The organism is Ideonella sp. sgz306126, assembly GCF_056032705.1.
The window spans coordinates 32395-48129 of the sequence record NZ_JBVYWP010000007.1 but is presented as its reverse complement, the minus strand read 5'-3'; the positions used below and the strand labels follow the sequence as shown (position 1 = coordinate 48129).

20 protein-coding genes are annotated in these 15735 nt (G+C 68.6%); 17 read left to right on the top strand and 3 right to left on the bottom strand.

Features of this window, described 5'->3' with window-relative positions; all coding sequences use genetic code 11:
* Positions 1-28: 28 nt before the first annotated feature.
* The 6 genes from ruvX to AC0N04_RS17150 all read left to right on the top strand — a co-directional run bounded on the left by ruvX (position 29) and on the right by AC0N04_RS17150 (position 5812).
* Positions 29-451, top strand: a complete 423-nt coding sequence (gene ruvX / locus AC0N04_RS17175; RefSeq protein WP_474283609.1) for a Holliday junction resolvase RuvX — start codon at positions 29-31, stop codon at positions 449-451.
* Entirely contained in the window at positions 448-951 is a 504-nt protein-coding gene (gene pyrR / locus AC0N04_RS17170; protein ID WP_474283607.1) for a bifunctional pyr operon transcriptional regulator/uracil phosphoribosyltransferase PyrR, read from the top strand. Before ruvX ends, pyrR begins: the two co-directional genes overlap by 4 nt.
* Complete coding sequence (locus AC0N04_RS17165) at positions 854-1918, top strand: aspartate carbamoyltransferase catalytic subunit (protein WP_474283605.1); 1065 nt, start codon at positions 854-856, stop codon at positions 1916-1918. Before pyrR ends, AC0N04_RS17165 begins: the two co-directional genes overlap by 98 nt.
* A gap of 214 nt (positions 1919-2132) precedes the next feature.
* The gene (locus AC0N04_RS17160; protein ID WP_474283603.1) at positions 2133-3443 is read left to right on the top strand and encodes a dihydroorotase; all 1311 of its coding nucleotides are present in this window, start codon (positions 2133-2135) and stop codon (positions 3441-3443) included.
* Complete coding sequence (locus tag AC0N04_RS17155) at positions 3443-4186, top strand: lysophospholipid acyltransferase family protein (protein WP_474283601.1); 744 nt, start codon at positions 3443-3445, stop codon at positions 4184-4186. The genes AC0N04_RS17160 and AC0N04_RS17155 overlap by 1 nt, the downstream gene beginning before the upstream one ends.
* 96 nt (positions 4187-4282) lie before the next feature.
* Positions 4283-5812, top strand: coding sequence for a hypothetical protein (locus tag AC0N04_RS17150; protein WP_474283599.1), 1530 nt, complete (start codon positions 4283-4285; stop codon positions 5810-5812).
* Positions 5813-5834: 22 nt separating this feature from the next.
* Here AC0N04_RS17150 and gpmA read toward each other — a convergent pair whose 3' ends face one another.
* Positions 5835-6581 carry a 2,3-diphosphoglycerate-dependent phosphoglycerate mutase gene (gpmA, locus tag AC0N04_RS17145; RefSeq protein WP_474283597.1) on the bottom strand — a complete coding sequence of 249 codons (747 nt, stop codon included), beginning with the start codon at positions 6579-6581 and terminating at the stop codon, positions 5835-5837.
* A gap of 92 nt (positions 6582-6673) precedes the next feature.
* Between gpmA and AC0N04_RS17140 the strand changes: the two genes are divergently transcribed.
* The 4 genes from AC0N04_RS17140 (at position 6674) to AC0N04_RS17125 (ending at position 9016) form a co-directional block, all read left to right on the top strand.
* On the top strand, positions 6674-7087 hold the full coding sequence (locus AC0N04_RS17140; protein ID WP_474283595.1) for a rhodanese-like domain-containing protein: 414 nt from the start codon (positions 6674-6676) through the stop codon (positions 7085-7087).
* Between the two features lie 73 nt (positions 7088-7160).
* Positions 7161-7421 (top strand): glutaredoxin 3, encoded by a 261-nt coding sequence (gene grxC, locus AC0N04_RS17135; protein ID WP_474283594.1) that lies wholly within the window; start codon positions 7161-7163, stop codon positions 7419-7421.
* Positions 7422-7551: 130 nt separating this feature from the next.
* Positions 7552-8010, top strand: a complete 459-nt coding sequence (secB, locus tag AC0N04_RS17130) for a protein-export chaperone SecB (RefSeq protein ID WP_474283592.1) — start codon at positions 7552-7554, stop codon at positions 8008-8010.
* Between the two features lie 22 nt (positions 8011-8032).
* Complete coding sequence (locus AC0N04_RS17125; protein WP_474283590.1) at positions 8033-9016, top strand: NAD(P)H-dependent glycerol-3-phosphate dehydrogenase; 984 nt, start codon at positions 8033-8035, stop codon at positions 9014-9016.
* A gap of 13 nt (positions 9017-9029) precedes the next feature.
* On the opposite strand, the gene AC0N04_RS17120 is transcribed toward AC0N04_RS17125, so the two are convergent.
* Positions 9030-9500 carry a tRNA (cytidine(34)-2'-O)-methyltransferase gene (locus AC0N04_RS17120; RefSeq protein ID WP_474283588.1) on the bottom strand — a complete coding sequence of 157 codons (471 nt, stop codon included), beginning with the start codon at positions 9498-9500 and terminating at the stop codon, positions 9030-9032.
* 42 nt (positions 9501-9542) lie between these two features.
* Positions 9543-10058, bottom strand: coding sequence for a ComF family protein (locus AC0N04_RS17115; protein ID WP_474283586.1), 516 nt, complete (start codon positions 10056-10058; stop codon positions 9543-9545).
* Between the two features lie 268 nt (positions 10059-10326).
* Here AC0N04_RS17115 and AC0N04_RS17110 point away from each other — a divergent pair, with 268 nt between their 5' ends.
* The 7 genes from AC0N04_RS17110 (at position 10327) to AC0N04_RS17080 (ending at position 15718) form a co-directional block, all read left to right on the top strand.
* A complete protein-coding gene (locus AC0N04_RS17110) occupies positions 10327-11187 on the top strand; it encodes a methyltransferase domain-containing protein (protein ID WP_474283585.1) in 861 nt (286 codons plus the stop codon).
* Positions 11188-11293: 106 nt separating this feature from the next.
* Positions 11294-11860 carry a DUF2244 domain-containing protein gene (locus AC0N04_RS17105; protein ID WP_474283583.1) on the top strand — a complete coding sequence of 189 codons (567 nt, stop codon included), beginning with the start codon at positions 11294-11296 and terminating at the stop codon, positions 11858-11860.
* A 21-nt stretch (positions 11861-11881) separates the two neighbouring features.
* On the top strand, positions 11882-13048 hold the full coding sequence (gene coxB, locus AC0N04_RS17100; protein ID WP_474283581.1) for a cytochrome c oxidase subunit II: 1167 nt from the start codon (positions 11882-11884) through the stop codon (positions 13046-13048).
* A 32-nt stretch (positions 13049-13080) separates the two neighbouring features.
* On the top strand, positions 13081-14706 hold the full coding sequence (ctaD, locus tag AC0N04_RS17095) for a cytochrome c oxidase subunit I (RefSeq protein ID WP_474283579.1): 1626 nt from the start codon (positions 13081-13083) through the stop codon (positions 14704-14706).
* Positions 14707-14725: 19 nt separating this feature from the next.
* Positions 14726-14842, top strand: a complete 117-nt coding sequence (locus AC0N04_RS17090) for a cytochrome oxidase small assembly protein (RefSeq protein ID WP_474283577.1) — start codon at positions 14726-14728, stop codon at positions 14840-14842.
* A gap of 31 nt (positions 14843-14873) precedes the next feature.
* The gene (locus tag AC0N04_RS17085) at positions 14874-15488 is read left to right on the top strand and encodes a cytochrome c oxidase assembly protein (RefSeq protein WP_474283575.1); all 615 of its coding nucleotides are present in this window, start codon (positions 14874-14876) and stop codon (positions 15486-15488) included.
* Positions 15485-15718 (top strand): DUF2970 domain-containing protein, encoded by a 234-nt coding sequence (locus AC0N04_RS17080; protein ID WP_474283573.1) that lies wholly within the window; start codon positions 15485-15487, stop codon positions 15716-15718. Before AC0N04_RS17085 ends, AC0N04_RS17080 begins: the two co-directional genes overlap by 4 nt.
* Positions 15719-15735 lie beyond the last annotated feature (17 nt).

Below are 15735 nucleotides of genomic sequence, written 5' to 3'. Positions count from 1 at the left end.
GGTGCGTCGCGAGGCCCGCGCTGGCGCCATGGCGATTGAGCCCCGCGCCGTCCCACGCAGCGGGTTGGGCTCGTCGTTCCTCGCCTTTGATTTCGGCACCCGCCGTGTCGGCGTGGCGACCGGCTCGGTGCTGCTGCGCCAGGGCCAGGGCCTGCGCACCATCGAGGCCGAGGGCGAGGCCCGCTTCGCCGCGGTGGCCGCGCTGATCCGCGAATGGCAACCCGATGCGCTGGTGGTGGGCGTGCCCTACCACCCCGACGGTGCCCCCCACGACAACACCCGCCGCGCGCAGCGTTTTGCGCGCCAGCTGCACGGCCGCTTCCGGCTGCCGGTGCACGAGGTCGACGAACGCTACACCACCACCGAGGCGCTGGCCAGCGGCGCATCGGATGTCGACGCGGCGTCGGCCGCGCTGATTCTTGAGCAATTCTTTCGCGAGCACCTGCCATGAGCACCCTGAGCCTGGACGCTTCCGCCCTGTACGCTGAACTGTTGGCCGGCGTGCGGCCCTTGATCCGGCCCGACCTGTCGCTGGTCGGGATCTGGTCCGGCGGGGCCTGGCTGGCCGAGAAGTTGCACCGCGACCTGGGCCTGGCCGGCCAGCCCGGGGTGATCAGCAGCACCCTGCACCGCGACGACTTCGGTGCCCGCGGCCTGGCCAGCACCACCGACGCGACGCAGCTGCCGTTCGCGATCGACGGCCGTCACATCCTGCTGATCGACGATGTGCTCGCGACCGGCCGGACCATCCGGGCGGTGATCAACGAGCTCTACGATTTCGGCCGCCCGGCCAGCGTGCAACTGGCGGTGCTGGTGGACCGCGGCGGTCGCGAGCTGCCGATCCAGCCGGCCTTTGCCGCCGCGCGCGTCGCGCTGCCGGCGCACCAGAAGCTCGCGCTCGCCCGGGCCGAGGACGGCACCCTTTCCTTCTCACTTCAAGAGGAGCGCTGACGCGATGCTCTCCAAGCGCAACCCCCAGCTCAACCGCCACGGCGAGCTGATCCACCTGCTGTCGATCGAAGGCCTGCCGCGGGCGGTGCTGACCCACATCCTCGACACCGCCGGCACCTTCCTGTCGGTCAACGACCGCGAGGTGAAGAAGGTGCCGCTGCTGCGCGGCAAGAGCGTGTTCAACCTGTTCTTCGAGAACAGCACCCGCACCCGCACCACCTTCGAGATCGCCGCCAAGCGCCTCTCGGCCGACGTCATCAACCTCGACATCGCCAAGAGCAGTGCCAGCAAGGGCGAGAGTCTGCTCGACACCATCGCCAATCTCAGCGCGATGCACGCCGACATGTTCGTGGTGCGCCACAGCGAATCGGGCGCGCCGTACCTGATCGCCCAGCACTGCGCGCCGCATGTGCACGTGGTGAATGCTGGCGACGGTCGCCACGCGCACCCCACGCAGGGCATGCTGGACATGTACACGATCCGGCACTTCAAGAAGGACTTCACCCAGCTCAGCGTGGCCATCGTCGGCGACATCGTGCATTCGCGCGTGGCGCGCTCAGACATCCATGCGCTGACCACGCTGGGGGTGCCCGACATCCGCGCCGTCGGCCCCAAGACCCTGGTGCCGGGCGATCTGGCGCAGATGGGCGTGAGGGTGTGCCACGACATGGCCGAGGGCATCCGCGGCGCCGACGTGATCATCATGCTGCGCCTGCAGAACGAGCGCATGAGCGGCGCGATGCTGCCCAGCGCCGGCGAGTTCTTCAAGCACTACGGCCTGACCGACGACAAGCTGGCGTTGGCCAAGCCTGACGCCATCGTGATGCACCCGGGGCCGATCAACCGCGGCGTCGAGATCGCTTCGGCGGTGGCCGACGGCACGCACAGCGTGATCCTGCCGCAGGTGACCTTCGGCATCGCGGTGCGCATGGCGGTGATGTCGATCATTGCGGGGAACGAAGCATGAAATGCCACCCGCTCGGCACCTGCGCAAGCCGATCTCGGCCCTGCGTGCCGCCGCGCATGCAGGCGCGACGGCCTTCGCTAGGCTGTCATCAAGCCGCAGGGCTTGCTGTCAGTCCGGGCTCAGTGCATCGCCGTATGGGTGTACGGCTCCGCTCCTCGAACCACGCTCGGCCCGATCGCGACGCCGCTCGGGCGCCATTTCTCGGTGGTGAACTATGAAGATTCTTGTCAAGAATGGGCGTGTCATCGACCCGGCGTCGGGGCGCGACGAGAGGGCCGACGTGGCGGTGGCCGCAGGCCGCATCGTGGCCATCGGCCGGGTGCCGGGTGATTTCGAGACGGCGCGGGTCATCGACGCCAGCGGCTGCGTGGTCGCGCCGGGCCTGGTCGATCTGGCGGCCCGCCTGCGCGAGCCCGGCCACGAGCACGAGGGCATGCTCGAATCCGAATTGAACGCGGCGGCCGCCGGCGGCGTGACCAGCCTGGTCTGCCCGCCCGACACCGATCCGGCGCTGGACGAGCCCGGCCTGGTCGACATGCTGAAGTTCCGCGCCCGCAAGCTCAGCCTGTGCCGGTTGTTCCCGCTGGGGGCGCTCACCAAGGGCCTGGCCGGCGAGGCGCTGACCGAGATGGCCGAGCTGACCGAATCGGGCTGCGTCGGCTTCTCGCAGGCCGAGGTGCCGATCAAGGACACGCTGGTGCTGCAGCGCGCATTGCAATACGCCGCCACCTACGGCTACAGCGTCTGGCTGCGGCCGCAGGATGCCTGGCTGGGCAAGGGCGTGGCGGCCAGCGGAGCGGTGGCCACGCGGATGGGCCTGTCCGGGGTGCCGGTGGCCGCCGAGACGATCGCGCTGCACACCATTTTCGAGCTGATGCGCCACACCGGTGCCCGCGTGCATCTGTGCCGGCTGTCCAGCGCCGCCGGGGTCGAGTTGTTGCGCCAGGCCAAGGCGGAGGGGCTGAAGGTGACCGGCGACGTCAGCATCAATTCGCTGCACCTGACCGACGTGGACATCGGCTTCTTCAACCCGGCGATGCGCCTGAACCCGCCGCTGCGCCGCCAGTCCGACCGGATCGCGCTGCGCGCGGCCCTGGCCGACGGCACGCTGGATGCGCTGGTGTCGGACCACAATCCGGTCGACGAGGACGCCAAGACCTTGCCGTTCGGCGAGGCCGAACCCGGCGCGACCGGGCTGGAGTTGCTGCTCAGCCTGGCGCTCAAGTGGGGCGAGGACGCCGGTCTGGGCCTGGCGCCCACGCTGGCGCGCATCACCAGCGAACCGGTGCGCGTGCTGGGCGACGCGCTGGGCTCGCTCGCGCAAAGCGCCGGCCGCCTGGTCGAAGGCGGCGTGGCCGATGTCTGCGTCTTCGATCCCGCCGAGGTCTGGCAGGTGCAACCGGGCGAACTGGCCAGCCAGGGCAAGCACACGCCCTTCGACTTCGGCACCAGCGGCACGGCCTTGCCCGGCCGCGTCAAGGCGACGCTGGTGGCCGGCACCGTGGCCTACCAGGCCCGGACCTGATGCGCTGGCTGCGGGTGCCGTGGCGCCTGGCGCGGGTCGTCCTGCATCTGCTGCATGGCATGGCGGTGATGGCGCTGCGCTTCGGCGCGCTGGAGGCGATGCGCCGCCGGCAGCTCGTGCAGTGGTGGAGCGCGAAGCTGCTGCGCGTGGCCGGACTCGCCGTGCAGGTCCAGGGCCAGCCGCGGCCCGGCGGGGCGCTGCTGGTGGCCAACCACGTCTCGTGGCTGGACATCGCGGCGATCCACGCCGCCTGCCCGCAGGCGCGCTTCGTCTCCAAGGCCGACGTGCTGCGCTGGCCTCTGCTGGGCTGGCTGACCCGCGGTGCAGGCACCTTGTTCATCGAGCGCGAGCGCAAACGCGACGCGCTGCGCATGGTCCACGACATGGCGGCGGCGCTGCAGCGCGGCGACACCCTGGCCGTCTTTCCCGAGGGCACCACCGGCGCGGGCGAACAGGTGCTGCCGTTCCACGCCAATCTGCTGCAGGCGGCGATCGCGGTCGAAGCGCCGGTCCAGCCGGTGGTGCTGCGCTACAGCGAGCCCGGCCTGCGCTTCGCCGAGTCGGCGCAGTACATCGACGACACGACACTGGTGCAAAGCATCTGGCGCGTGATCAGCGCGCGCGGCCTGGCGGTGCAGGTGCAATTCCTGCCGGCCCAGGGCAGTGCCCACGCCGACCGGCGTGCACTGGCCGCGCGCCTGCGGTTGGACATCCAGGCCGAACTGGACCGGACGGCGGGCTGACGCCGGGCGCAAGCGGGCGCGGGAAACCGGGTCGAACTGCTATCCTCGATCCCGCGTTTTGAGGCGGGGCCATCAGGGCGACTGAGGGGGCGATCCATGTCGGCAACCGACAAGTTCACTGCAGTCTTCTGGGTCGTGGGCCTGCTCGCAGGCGCGCCGGCCCACGGGCAGGACGCGGACACGCGTGCGCCGGACGAGCCCGGCCTGCGCCCGACCGAGGCCATGATCATGCTGGACTATCAGGTCATCCGGGTGCCTGGCGACAAGCCCATCGATCTGATGGGTTTGCATGTCGACCACAAGGTGACCGACTGGCTGTACCTGGGGGTCGGCGCCTATGCCCCCTTGGTGAGGGGCGACTACGGTGGCTTCACGGCCTACGACATCGGCGCGCACCTGCAGCAGCGCCTGACATCCCGGCTCTTCGCCACGGCCGGGCTCTCGGGCGGCGGCGGTGGCGGCGGACGGAGCATCGAGCAGAGCAAGGCGCTGTCGGGCACGGGCGGCTATTTCAAGGGCTATGTCGGGCTGGGCTATGACTTCGGGAAGTTCTCGATCGGCGCCAATGTCGCCAGGATGGCGTTCCGCCATTCGGCCATCGATGGCACCCAGGCCGACCTGTTCGTGGAGGTTCCGTACACCTACCTCACCGGACCTTTCAGCAGCCATGGCCAGCCGGTGTCGCCGGCCGATGCCCGCCTGGCGTCCCGGGAGTCGGGCGAGAACATGCTCACGCTGGCGCTCGACAACGTCCGGCAGATCGATCCCGCAGGCTCCAACAAGGGGCCCATCCGCGTGGCCGACCTGCGGTACGCGCACTACTTCGCCCGGGACAGCTACTGGTATGCCGGCCTGGGCGTGGGGTATCGCGGCCTGCCGCTGTACAACCAGGTGATCGGTGGCGTCGGGCAGCGCCTGCGGCTGTCGCCGCGCGTCAGCGTGTACGGCCAACTGGGCATCGGGTCCGGCGGGTACGCGCCGGACGTCATCGACACCGAGGCCGGGCTGCTGGTGTACCCCCAGGTCGCTGCGGAGTATGCGTTGACGAAGGATCTGGGCCTGGCCCTGTCGGCCGGGTACCTGGTGGCCCCCAAGGGGTCGTCGAAGAACCAGACGTTCGCGGTGGCACTGACCCGCCATTTCCGTTCCGGCGACGCGGGCGAACCGGCGGGAACGGGGACGTATCAAGCCGTCAGGGTCAGCCTGTTCCAGCAGACCGAGGAACAGGTGCGCTACCGCGACATCGATCGCGGCCGGTTGCAGATGCTGGGGATCCAGGCGGACACGCTGCTCGGCGGCCACTGGTACCTTCCCGTCCAGGCCGCGGTGGCCTACAGCGCCTATCTGGGCTATCCCGGTTATGGCGAATTGCTGGCGGGCATCGGCGTGGAGAGCCCGGCCACCCGGGCCGATCGGGTGCAACTGTTCGGTCAATTGATGGCCGGCACCAACGTGCATGGCCCGGCCGTGAAAGCCAGTGCCGGCCTGCGCTACTTCCTGAGCGATCGGCTGGCGCTGCACTTGAGCGCGGGCAGGATCGCGGCGAGGAATTCAACCGGCCAAGGCTTCAGCGCCCACAGCCTGGGTCTGGGGCTGGACTACGGCTTCTCGGTTCCGGGTGGGTGAGCGGCGGACACCGGCTCCGCCGTCAAGCCTTCCGGCCCTGCGCCGCGACCGCCGCCGCCGCCTTGGCGGCGGCCTCGGCGTCGCCCAGGTAGTAGCTCTTGATCGGCTTCAGGGTGGCGTCCAGTTCGTAGACCAGCGGGATGCCGTTGGGGATGTTGACGCCGACGATGTCGGCGTCGGCGATGTGGTCCAGGTACTTCACCAGCGCGCGGATCGAGTTGCCGTGCGCGGCAATGACGATGCGCTGCCCGGCCTGGATGGCGGGTGCCAGCACCTCGTTCCAACACGGCAGCACGCGCGCCACGGTGTCTTTCAGGCATTCGGTCAGCGGCACCTGCTCGGGCTGGAGCTTGGCGTAGCGCAGGTCCTGGCGCTGGCCGCGCGGGTCGTCGGCTTCCAGGGCGGGGGGCGGGGTGTCGTAGCTGCGGCGCCAGATCAGCACCTGCTCGTCGCCGTACTGCTGGGCCATGTCGGCCTTGTTCAGGCCTTGCAGGCCGCCGTAGTGGCGTTCGTTCAAGCGCCAGTCCTTGACCACCGGCAGCCAGGTGCGGTCCATCTCGTCGAGGACGTAGTTCAGCGTGTGGATCGCGCGCTTGAGCACCGAGGTGTAGGCCAGGTCGAACTCGTAGCCCTCGGCCTTGAGCAGCTTGCCCGCCGACATGGCCTGCGAGACGCCGGTGGGGGTCAGCTCCACGTCGGTCCAGCCGGTGAAACGGTTTTCCAGGTTCCAGGTCGATTCGCCGTGGCGGATCAGCACGAGCTTGTACATGGCGGAAGCGGGCGCCAGGCTCGGCGCGAACAAGGTGAAAACCCGCAATTCTATAATTCGCCGCTTCTGCGACTTCCCGGTTGGGTGGTGTTGTGAATTTTCTGATCGAGAACTGGCCGCTGATCGCCGCCGCCCTGGTGTCCGGCGGCCTGCTGGCTTGGCCTGTGCTGTCCGGCGGGGCCCGGGGCGGCGGCGTGTCGGCGTCCGAAGCGGTCCGCCTGATGAACCGCGAGAAGGCCGTGGTGATCGATGTCTGCGAACCGTCCGAGTTCGCCGCCGGCCATGTCACCGGCGCTCGCAGCGTGCCGCTGGCCACGCTGCAAGGCTCGCGCGAGTTGCCGTCGAACAAGGCGCTGCCGGTGATCGTCGTATGTGCGTCCGGCATGCGGGCGCAGCGCGCCGCAGGCACCTTGCGCAAGCTGGGCTATGAGAACGCCCAGGTGCTGTCGGGTGGGATGCGGGCGTGGCGCGAGGCCAATCTGCCGGTCGAGGTGTCGCGCCGCTGAAGCCCTCGCGCCTGCAACGGTCGGGCGGTTTGCGGACAATGCGCGCGAGCCCATCGTTGCCAAGGATGCCGAGATGAACAAGGTCGTGATGTACACCACCCAGGTCTGCCCGTACTGTGTGCGGGCCAAGTCGTTGTTGATGAAACGCGGCGTGGCCCAGATCGAGGAGATCCGGGTCGACATGGATCCGGCGCAGCGCGACCTGATGATGGAACGCACGGGCCGCCGCACCGTGCCCCAGATCTTCATCGGCCAGACCCACGTCGGTGGCTGCGACGATCTGATCGAACTCGACCAGCGTGGCGGCCTGATGCCCTTGCTGCAGCAGGCCTGACGCGCGGCGGCGGGGCCGGCCCGGCCGGGGCGCCGATGGCCACCGCCCCGGCCCGGACGCTGCGCCATAATGCGGCGCGCAGCCCGCACCACTTCCGGTTGCGGGCTTTGTTTTTTCCGAAAGCTCCACCATGGCCGACCAAGACCAAGACCCCGTGTTCCAGCTGCAGCGCATGTACCTCAAGGACCTGTCGCTGGAGCAGCCGAACTCGCCGCAGATCCTGCTCGAACAGCAGCAGCCCCAGGTCGACATCCAACTGGGCATGGCGGCCGAGTCGATCGCCGAAGGCATGGTGGAGGTGTCGGTGACGGCCACGGTGACCACCAAGATCGGCGATCGCGTGCTGTTCCTGGTCGAAGCCAAGCAGGCCGGCATCTTCGAGATCCGCAACATTCCGGAAGAGCAGGTCCAGGGCATCGTCGGCGTGGTCTGCCCGCAGATGATCTACCCGTACCTGCGCGCCATCGTCTCCGATGTCTGCACCCGTGCCGGCTTCCCGCCCATCCTGCTGGCCGAAGTGAACTTCCAGGCGATGTTCGAGGCCCAGCAGCAGGGCGCGGCGGGCAACGGCCACTCGGGCGCGAACTGAGGCGCACGGCGTCGGCGCCACCATGCAGCTGAGCGTGCTGGGGGCCGGTGCGTGGGGCAGCGCGCTGGCCATGGCCGCCGCGGTGCGCCACGACGTCCGGCTCTGGGCGCGCGATCCGCTGCAGGCGCAGGCGATGCAGCGCGAGCGCTGCAACCGGCGCTACCTGCCGGAGCGGCCCTGGCCGGATGGGTTGCAGGCCACGGCCGACCTGCCTGCCGCGCTGGCGCATGCACACGAGGGCCTGCTGGTCATCGCCACGCCGATGGCGGGCTTGCGCGACCTGCTGCGGGCGGTGCCGCCGTCATCGTCGGTGTTCTGGCTGTGCAAGGGTTTCGAGGCCGGCACCGGCCTGCTCGGCCATCAGATTGCCGGCCAGGTCGCGCCGACCGTGCGGGCCGGCGTGTTGTCCGGCCCCAGCTTTGCCCAGGAGGTGGCGGCCGGCCTGCCCACGGCGCTGGTGGCGGCCAGCGCGGACGCGGCGCTGCGCGAGCAGGCGGTGGCGGCGTTCCACGGCGGTGCGCTGCGCATCTACACGTCGGCCGATCCGGTCGGCGTCGAGGTCGGCGGCGCGGTGAAGAACGTGCTGGCGATCGCCACCGGGATTGCCGATGGCCTGGGGCTGGGCATGAATGCGCGTGCCGCACTGATCACCCGCGGCCTGGCCGAGATGACCCGGTTGGGTGTGGCCATGGGTGCCCGCGCCGAGACCTTCACCGGCCTGGCGGGCCTGGGCGATCTGGTGTTGACGGCCACCGGCGATCTGTCGCGCAACCGCCGCGTCGGGCTGATGCTGGCCCAGGGGCAGGCGCTGCCGGACATTCTTGCCACGCTGGGGCATGTGGCCGAGGGTGTGTACAGTGCCGCGACCGTGGCGGCCAAGGCGGCGGAGTTGGCGGTGGAGATGCCGCTGACCGCGGCGGTCGATGCGGTGCTGGCCGGGCGCACGCCGGCCCGGGCGGCGGTGGAGCATCTGATGCGCCGCGAGGCGCGCTCCGAGCACGGCTGACGGCGCCGCGGCGTCAGGCCGCGCCGGCGAAGTCGTTTTGCCGCCAGGCCTCGAACACCGCCACGGCCACCGCATTGCTCAGGTTCAGGCTGCGCTGGTCGGGGCACATCGGCAGCCGGACCTGGCAATCCGGCGCGAAGCGGTCCCGCAACTCGGCGGGCAGGCCGGCGGTTTCCGAACCGAACACCAGCCAGTCGCCGGGCTGCCAGCCGATGTCGGTGTGGCGGCGCAGGGCGCGGGTCGTGAAGGCGAAGCAGCGAGCCGGGTCGGGCTGGGCCGCGGCGCAAAAATCGGCCCACGTGGCATGGCGGCGCACCGGCGCGAACTCGTGGTAATCGAGGCCGGCACGGCGCAGCCGCCGGTCGTCCATCGAGAAGCCCAGCGGCTCGACCAGATGCAGCTCGCTGCCCGTGTTGGCCGCCAGGCGGATCACGTTGCCGGTGTTGGGCGGAATTTCGGGGTGGACCAGGACGATGCGGAACATGCCCGACATTGTCGCTGGCCGCTGCAGCGCCGAGGCTCGGAGTCAGCGGTCGGGCGCGGCCGGCGTGCGCGCCAGTACCCACAGCTGCACTGATGCGACGCCGCCGTCAAGCAGACAGCGGGACGCCTCGGTCGCACTGGCCCCGGTGGTCATCACGTCGTCGACCAGGGCGACGCGCCGGCCCTGCAGCCGATGGCGCGCGCCGGGTGCGATCAGGAAGGCGCCGCGCAGGTTGGCCGTGCGCTCATCGTGATGCAGGCCGATCTGGTGGGGCGTGTCCCGCCAGCGCAGCAACGCGTCGGGGTCGCTCTGCAGGCCGAGATCCCGGGCCACCCGGCGGGCCACCTCCCAGGCCTGGTTGAAGCCTCGCTCGCGCAGCCGCCCCGCCGCCAGGGGCATCGGCAGCACGAGGTCGATGCGGTCGGCGTCGATGCGGTGGTCCCGATGCAGGTGTTCGCTCAGCCGGTCGGCCAGCGCGGGCAGCAAGGACAGATCGGGTGCGAACTTGAGCCGGGTGATCAAGCGGTCCCACGGAAATCGGTAATCGAACGCGGCCATGGTGCATTCGAACGGCGGCGGCGCCTGCAGGCAGGTGCCGCAGACCGCCATGCCCTCGGGCACCTCGATCGCACAGCGCCGGCAACGCCGCACCGCAGGTTGAAAGCGCGCGAGGCAGGTGGCGCAAGGGCGCGACGAAGTCCATTGGCTGCACACCGGGCACGGCGCGGGCCAGGGCAGACCCCTCGGCGGCGCGCGCCGCCAGAGCGTGGGAGCAGGGCGCATCGGCTCAATATACTGCCCCGCCATGACCGACCCGACTCCCCCGATGTCTGCCCGTGCCCTGGATCGCGCGGCCATCGCCCGCATCCGCGCTCGGCTCGCGGCCTTGCCCGAAGCGCCCTGGCTGCACCAGGAGTCGGCCCGGCGCCTGGCCGAGCGACTGGTGGTGATTCGCCAGCCGCCGCGGCGGGTGCTGGATAGCACGGGCCGCACCGGCGCGCCGCCGGGGGTGCTGGCCGGGGCCTGTCCCGGTGCGCGCATCGATCGCGTCGATGCCCGTGCCGGCATGGGGCTGGAGCCGGCGACGGGGGCTTGGTGGCGGCGCTGGCGTTCCGCGCCATCGTCCGCGCCCGATGGCGGTTACGACATGGTCTGGTCGGTGATGGAGCTGCACTGGTCGGTCGATCCGCCCGCCACGATGCGGGACTGGCGCCAGGCGTTGGCGCCGGACGGCTTCCTGATGTTCAGCACGCTGGGGCCGGGCTCGCTGGCGCGCCTGCGCGCCCTCTATCAGGAGGCGGGATGGGGTTCGCCGATGGCGCCGCTGGTCGACATGCATGACCTGGGCGACATGCTGGTCGAGGCGGGCTTTGCCGATCCCGTGATGGACCAGGAACAGGTGACCTTGACCTGGTCGTCGCCGGCAGCAGCGCTGGCGGAACTGCGGACCTTGGGGGCCAATGCCGACCCCGCGCGGCGCGCCGGGTGCCGTACGCCGCGCTGGCGTGAGCGGCTGCTGGAGGCGTTGCAGGCGCAGGCCGCCGCCGACGGCCGGGTGGCCTTGACGTTCGAGTTGGTTTATGGCCACGCCTATCGCGCGCCGGAGGCCGGCCCGCGTGTCTCCCCCAATACCGCCATCGGACTGAATGAGATGAAATTGATGCTTCGCAAATCTGGACGACGTTGATGCGTCGGCTAGAATCAATTTCATTGATGCGTATCAGTCGATGGATGGCTGAAATGCGCTAAGGCCGATCCAGCGGGGCTGGCCTGAATCTGCTCACAAGCCAAGCATGCCCTCTGCCCCTGTCGTGGATCTCTCGCTTGCACCGATGCCCGCGTCTGCCGCGGTGGTGCCGCTGCGGGCGTTGGCGGGCGCCGGGCTTGAGACATCGCAGGCCGACGACCGGGTGATGGTCTGGCGGCTGGGGGCGAACTGCGCTCTCGGGCCGCGGCAGCTGGCCGCGCTGATGGGTGGGTTGGCGGGCGTGTCGCTGCTGATTTCGGTGGGGTTCTGGTGCGCCGGCGCCACGCTCGTGCTGCCCTTTGGCTGCGTGGAAACGCTGGCTTTGCTGCTGGCGTTCGTGATGTACGCTCGCCGCACACAAGAGATGGAGGAGGTCGTGCTGTCACGGCAGGGCCTGGCAATTCGGCGGCGTGATGCCGGCGGTGTTGCGACGGAAGAGTGGCCTCTGGCCTGGGTGCGCGTGGCGTGCGGTCCGGAAACCGGAGACCTGATCGAGATCAGGTCCGCCGGGCGAAGCGTCCGTGTCGGTCGGCACGTCGCCTGGGCCCGGCGGCAGGTGCTGGCGCGCGACATGGACCGGGCTTTGCGCCAAGCGAATTGCGTTTCGAACTGAAGTGGCATGACAACGATGACGATGACAACCAAGCTCCGAAGCGGCGTCGCGCATGGCGCCCTGGCCCTGGCCGGCGTGCTCTCTTCCGGTGTTGCGCTGGCGGTGAACAGCCTGCCTGGCGGCCCCGGCGTGCGCGAACTGGATCTTCAACCACCTGCCACGGGCATCGCGGACGACGTCTGGTCGCTGCATTTCGGGATGATGGTGGTGTGCGTCGTGATCTTCGTCGCGGTGTTCGGCGTGATGTTCTATTCGATCATCAAGCACCGCAAGTCGGTCGGGCACAAGCCGGCCAACTTCCACGAAAGCGTCGGGGTCGAGATCGCCTGGACGGTGGTGCCGTTCCTGATCGTCACCGGCATGGGTTTCGCGGCGACCAAGACCGTCGTGGCCCAGAAGGACACCAGCAACTCGGACCTGACCATCAAGGTCACGGGCTACCAGTGGAAATGGGGCTACGACTACCTGAAGGGCGAGGGCGAGGGCATCGGTTTCCTGTCGGCCCTGGATCCGGCGCAGCGCCAGATGTCGAACGAGGGCCATCCTTCTGGCGACGACTATCTGCTGAAGGCGGACCATCCGCTGGTGGTGCCGGTCAACAAGAAGATCCGCATCATCACCACGGCCAACGACGTCATCCACTCGTGGGGCGTCCCGGCGTTCGCGCTGAAGCAGGACGCGATCCCCGGTTTCGTCCGCGACACCTGGTTCAAGGCGGACAAGGTCGGCTACTTCTACGGCCAGTGCGTCGAGCTCTGCGGCAAGGAGCACGCCTACATGCCGATCAACGTCAAGGTCGTCTCGGCCGAGGACTACACCGCCTGGGTGGCGGCCCAGAAGAAGGAGATGGCGGCCAAGGCCGACGATCCGACCAAGGTCTGGACCCATGACGACCTGATGGCGCGCGGCGAGAAGGTCTACAACACCAATTGCATGGTCTGCCACCGGCCTGACGGCAATGGCGGCGGCCCGGTCAAGCCGCTGAACGGCTCGCCCAAGGTGCTGGATGCCGACAAGATGCTGCAGGTCCACGTGGTCCTGAACGGCCAGAACAACGGAGCCATGCCGTCATGGAAGCAGTTGTCCGACACCGAGATCGCCGCGGTCGTGACGTTCACGAAGAACCACTGGGGCAACAACACCGGCCAGACCGTGCAGCCCTCCGAGGTGACGGCAGCTCGCCAGTGATGGCACCGAACGAGATCTGAAAAGGAAGACCCATGAGTGCTGTTCTCGACCATCACGGCGATCTGGCCCACGACCACGACCCGGCGCACGATCATCCGCACGGCTGGCGCCGCTGGGTGTTCGCGACGAACCACAAGGACATCGGCACGATGTACCTGTTGTTCTCGTTCACGATGCTGATCATCGGCGGCATCCTCGCCTTGTGCATCCGCGCCGAGTTGTTCCAGCCCGGCCTGCAGTTCTTCAATCCGGAACTGTTCAACCAGTTCACGACCATGCACGGGCTGATCATGGTGTTCGGCGCGATCATGCCGGGCTTCGTCGGCTTCGCGAACTGGATGATCCCGCTGCAGATCGGCGCGGCCGACATGGCCTTTGCGCGGATGAACAACTTCAGCTTCTGGCTGCTGATTCCCGCTGCGCTGATGCTGGTGCTGTCGTTCTTCATGCCGGGCGGCGCACCGGCGGCGGGCTGGACGCTGTACGCCCCGCTGACGTTGCAGATGGGGCCGTCGATGGATGCCGGCATCTTCGCGATGCACATCATGGGCGCGTCGTCGATCATGGGCTCGATCAACATCATCGTCACGGTGCTGAACATGCGCGCTCCGGGCATGACGCTGATGAAGATGCCGCTGTTCGCCTGGACTTGGCTGATCACCGCCTACCTGCTGATCGCCGTGATGCCGGTGCTGGCCGGCGCGATCACGATGACGCTGACCGATCGCCATTTCGGCACCAGCTTCTTCAACCCGGCCGGCGGCGGCGACCCGGTGATGTACCAGCACATCTTCTGGTTCTTCGGGCACCCCGAGGTCTACATCATGATCCTGCCGGCCTTCGGCATCATCAGCGCGATCATCCCGGCCTTCGCCCGCAAGAAGCTGTTCGGCTACACCTCGATGGTCTACGCGACCTCGTCGATCGCGATCCTGTCGTTCATCGTCTGGGCTCACCACATGTACACCACCGGCATGCCGGTGACGGGGCAGCTGTTCTTCATGTACGCGACGATGCTGATCGCGGTGCCCACGGGCGTGAAGATCTTCAACTGGGTGGCCACGATGTGGCGCGGCTCGATGACCTTCGAGACGCCGATGCTGTTCGCGGTCGGTTTCCTGTTCGTCTTCTCGATGGGGGGCTTCACCGGTCTGATCCTGTCGATGGCGCCGATCGACCAGCAGTTGCAGGACACCTATTACGTGGTGGCGCACTTCCACTACGTGCTGGTGGCCGGGTCGCTGTTCGCGATGTTCGCCGGCGTCTACTACTGGGGCCCGAAGTGGACCGGGGTGATGTACAACGAGACCCGCGGCAAGATCCACTTCTGGTGGTCGCTGATCTCGTTCAACGTCACCTTCTTCCCGATGCACTTCCTGGGCCTGGCGGGCATGCCGCGCCGCTACGCCGACTACCCGATGCAGTTCGCCGACTTCAACATGATCGCGTCGATCGGTGCGTTCTTCTTCGGTTTTGCGCAGGTCTTCTTCTTCCTGTTCATCGTGCTGCCGATGATGCGCGGCAAGGGCGAGAAGGCTCCTCAGAAGCCGTGGGATGGCGCCGAAGGCCTGGAGTGGGAAGTGCCGTCGCCGGCGCCGTTCCACACCTTCGAGCATCCGCCCAAGCTGGATGCCACGGCCACCCGCATCATCGGCTGATCGCCGCAGGAGCACGTCGATGGCCGTTTCCGAGCAACAGCGCAAAGCCAATCGGCGCCTGGGTCTGATCCTGGCGTCGGTGGCGATCCTGCTGGGCGTGGGCTTCGTCGCCAAGATCGTCCTGCTGGGACGCTGATGGCGCGCTCACGTCGCCCCGGCCGCTGACCATGACCACCCTGGAACGGATCCGCCGGGACAACCTCCACGTCCTGCTCAAGCTGCTGGTCGTGGTGAGTGTGATGTTCGGCTTCGGCTACGCCTTGGTGCCGCTGTACAAGCACATCTGCGAGGTGTTGGGCGTCAACGTGCTGAGCCTGGCGGACGTGCGCAGCGGCATTGCCGGCGTCGGCGAGCGGCCGGCGAACACCCAGATCGACCTGACGCGCACGATCACGGTCGAGTTCGACGCCAATGCGCGCGGCGTCTGGGAGTTCAAGCCGGCCGTGCACTCCCTGCAGATCCACCCGGGCGAGTTGGCCACCGTGATGTACGAGTTCCGCAACTCGCAGAACCGCACCATGGTGGCCCAGGCGATTCCGAGCTACGCGCCGGCCCAGGCCAGTGCCCATTTCAACAAGCTCGAATGCTTTTGCTTCACGCAGCACAAGCTCAAGCCCGGAGAGTCCAAGCAGTGGCCAGTGGTGTTCTATGTCGACTCGAAGCTGCCGCGGGACGTGAAGACCATCACGCTGTCGTACACCTTCTTCGAAGTCGGCGGCGCGATGCCGGCCGCACCGGCGGGCGACTCGGCCGCGGTGCCGGCCAAGGACGGTTCGACGTGAGCGCCGAGGACCTGAAGCAGGCCGTGGCGCGCAAGGGGTCGTTTCTGGGCACGGTGCGCGCGGTGGCGTGGTCCTTCTTCGGCATCCGGCGCGGCGCCGGGTACGAGAAGGATGTGCAGCAACTCAACCCGGTGCACGTCGTCATCGCCGGCGTCATCGGCGCCATTCTTTTCATTTGTGCTTTGGTCCTGCTGGTGACCTGGGTGGTGGGCAGCGGCGTGGCCACCTGAGCCGCCCGACGTCCCCC

What these genes read in the sequence shown, in the direction of transcription:
- ruvX (WP_474283609.1), top strand. Translation starts at nt 29, where the DNA reads ATGGCGATTGAGCCCCGCGCCGTCCCACGCAGCGGGTTGGGCTCGTCG.
- ctaD (WP_474283579.1), top strand. Translation starts at nt 13,081, where the DNA reads ATGAGTGCTGTTCTCGACCATCACGGCGATCTGGCCCACGACCACGAC.
- gpmA (WP_474283597.1), bottom strand. Translation starts at nt 6,581, where the DNA reads ATGTACAAGCTCGTGCTGATCCGCCACGGCGAATCGACCTGGAACCTG.
- AC0N04_RS17155 (WP_474283601.1), top strand. Translation starts at nt 3,443, where the DNA reads ATGCGCTGGCTGCGGGTGCCGTGGCGCCTGGCGCGGGTCGTCCTGCAT.
- AC0N04_RS17090 (WP_474283577.1), top strand. Translation starts at nt 14,726, where the DNA reads ATGGCCGTTTCCGAGCAACAGCGCAAAGCCAATCGGCGCCTGGGTCTG.
- secB (WP_474283592.1), top strand. Translation starts at nt 7,552, where the DNA reads ATGGCCGACCAAGACCAAGACCCCGTGTTCCAGCTGCAGCGCATGTAC.
- AC0N04_RS17160 (WP_474283603.1), top strand. Translation starts at nt 2,133, where the DNA reads ATGAAGATTCTTGTCAAGAATGGGCGTGTCATCGACCCGGCGTCGGGG.
- AC0N04_RS17115 (WP_474283586.1), bottom strand. Translation starts at nt 10,058, where the DNA reads ATGGCCGCGTTCGATTACCGATTTCCGTGGGACCGCTTGATCACCCGG.
- AC0N04_RS17105 (WP_474283583.1), top strand. Translation starts at nt 11,294, where the DNA reads ATGCCCTCTGCCCCTGTCGTGGATCTCTCGCTTGCACCGATGCCCGCG.
- coxB (WP_474283581.1), top strand. Translation starts at nt 11,882, where the DNA reads ATGACAACCAAGCTCCGAAGCGGCGTCGCGCATGGCGCCCTGGCCCTG.
- AC0N04_RS17125 (WP_474283590.1), top strand. Translation starts at nt 8,033, where the DNA reads ATGCAGCTGAGCGTGCTGGGGGCCGGTGCGTGGGGCAGCGCGCTGGCC.
- AC0N04_RS17085 (WP_474283575.1), top strand. Translation starts at nt 14,874, where the DNA reads ATGACCACCCTGGAACGGATCCGCCGGGACAACCTCCACGTCCTGCTC.
- AC0N04_RS17120 (WP_474283588.1), bottom strand. Translation starts at nt 9,500, where the DNA reads ATGTTCCGCATCGTCCTGGTCCACCCCGAAATTCCGCCCAACACCGGC.
- AC0N04_RS17110 (WP_474283585.1), top strand. Translation starts at nt 10,327, where the DNA reads ATGTCTGCCCGTGCCCTGGATCGCGCGGCCATCGCCCGCATCCGCGCT.
- pyrR (WP_474283607.1), top strand. Translation starts at nt 448, where the DNA reads ATGAGCACCCTGAGCCTGGACGCTTCCGCCCTGTACGCTGAACTGTTG.
- grxC (WP_474283594.1), top strand. Translation starts at nt 7,161, where the DNA reads ATGAACAAGGTCGTGATGTACACCACCCAGGTCTGCCCGTACTGTGTG.
- AC0N04_RS17150 (WP_474283599.1), top strand. Translation starts at nt 4,283, where the DNA reads ATGTCGGCAACCGACAAGTTCACTGCAGTCTTCTGGGTCGTGGGCCTG.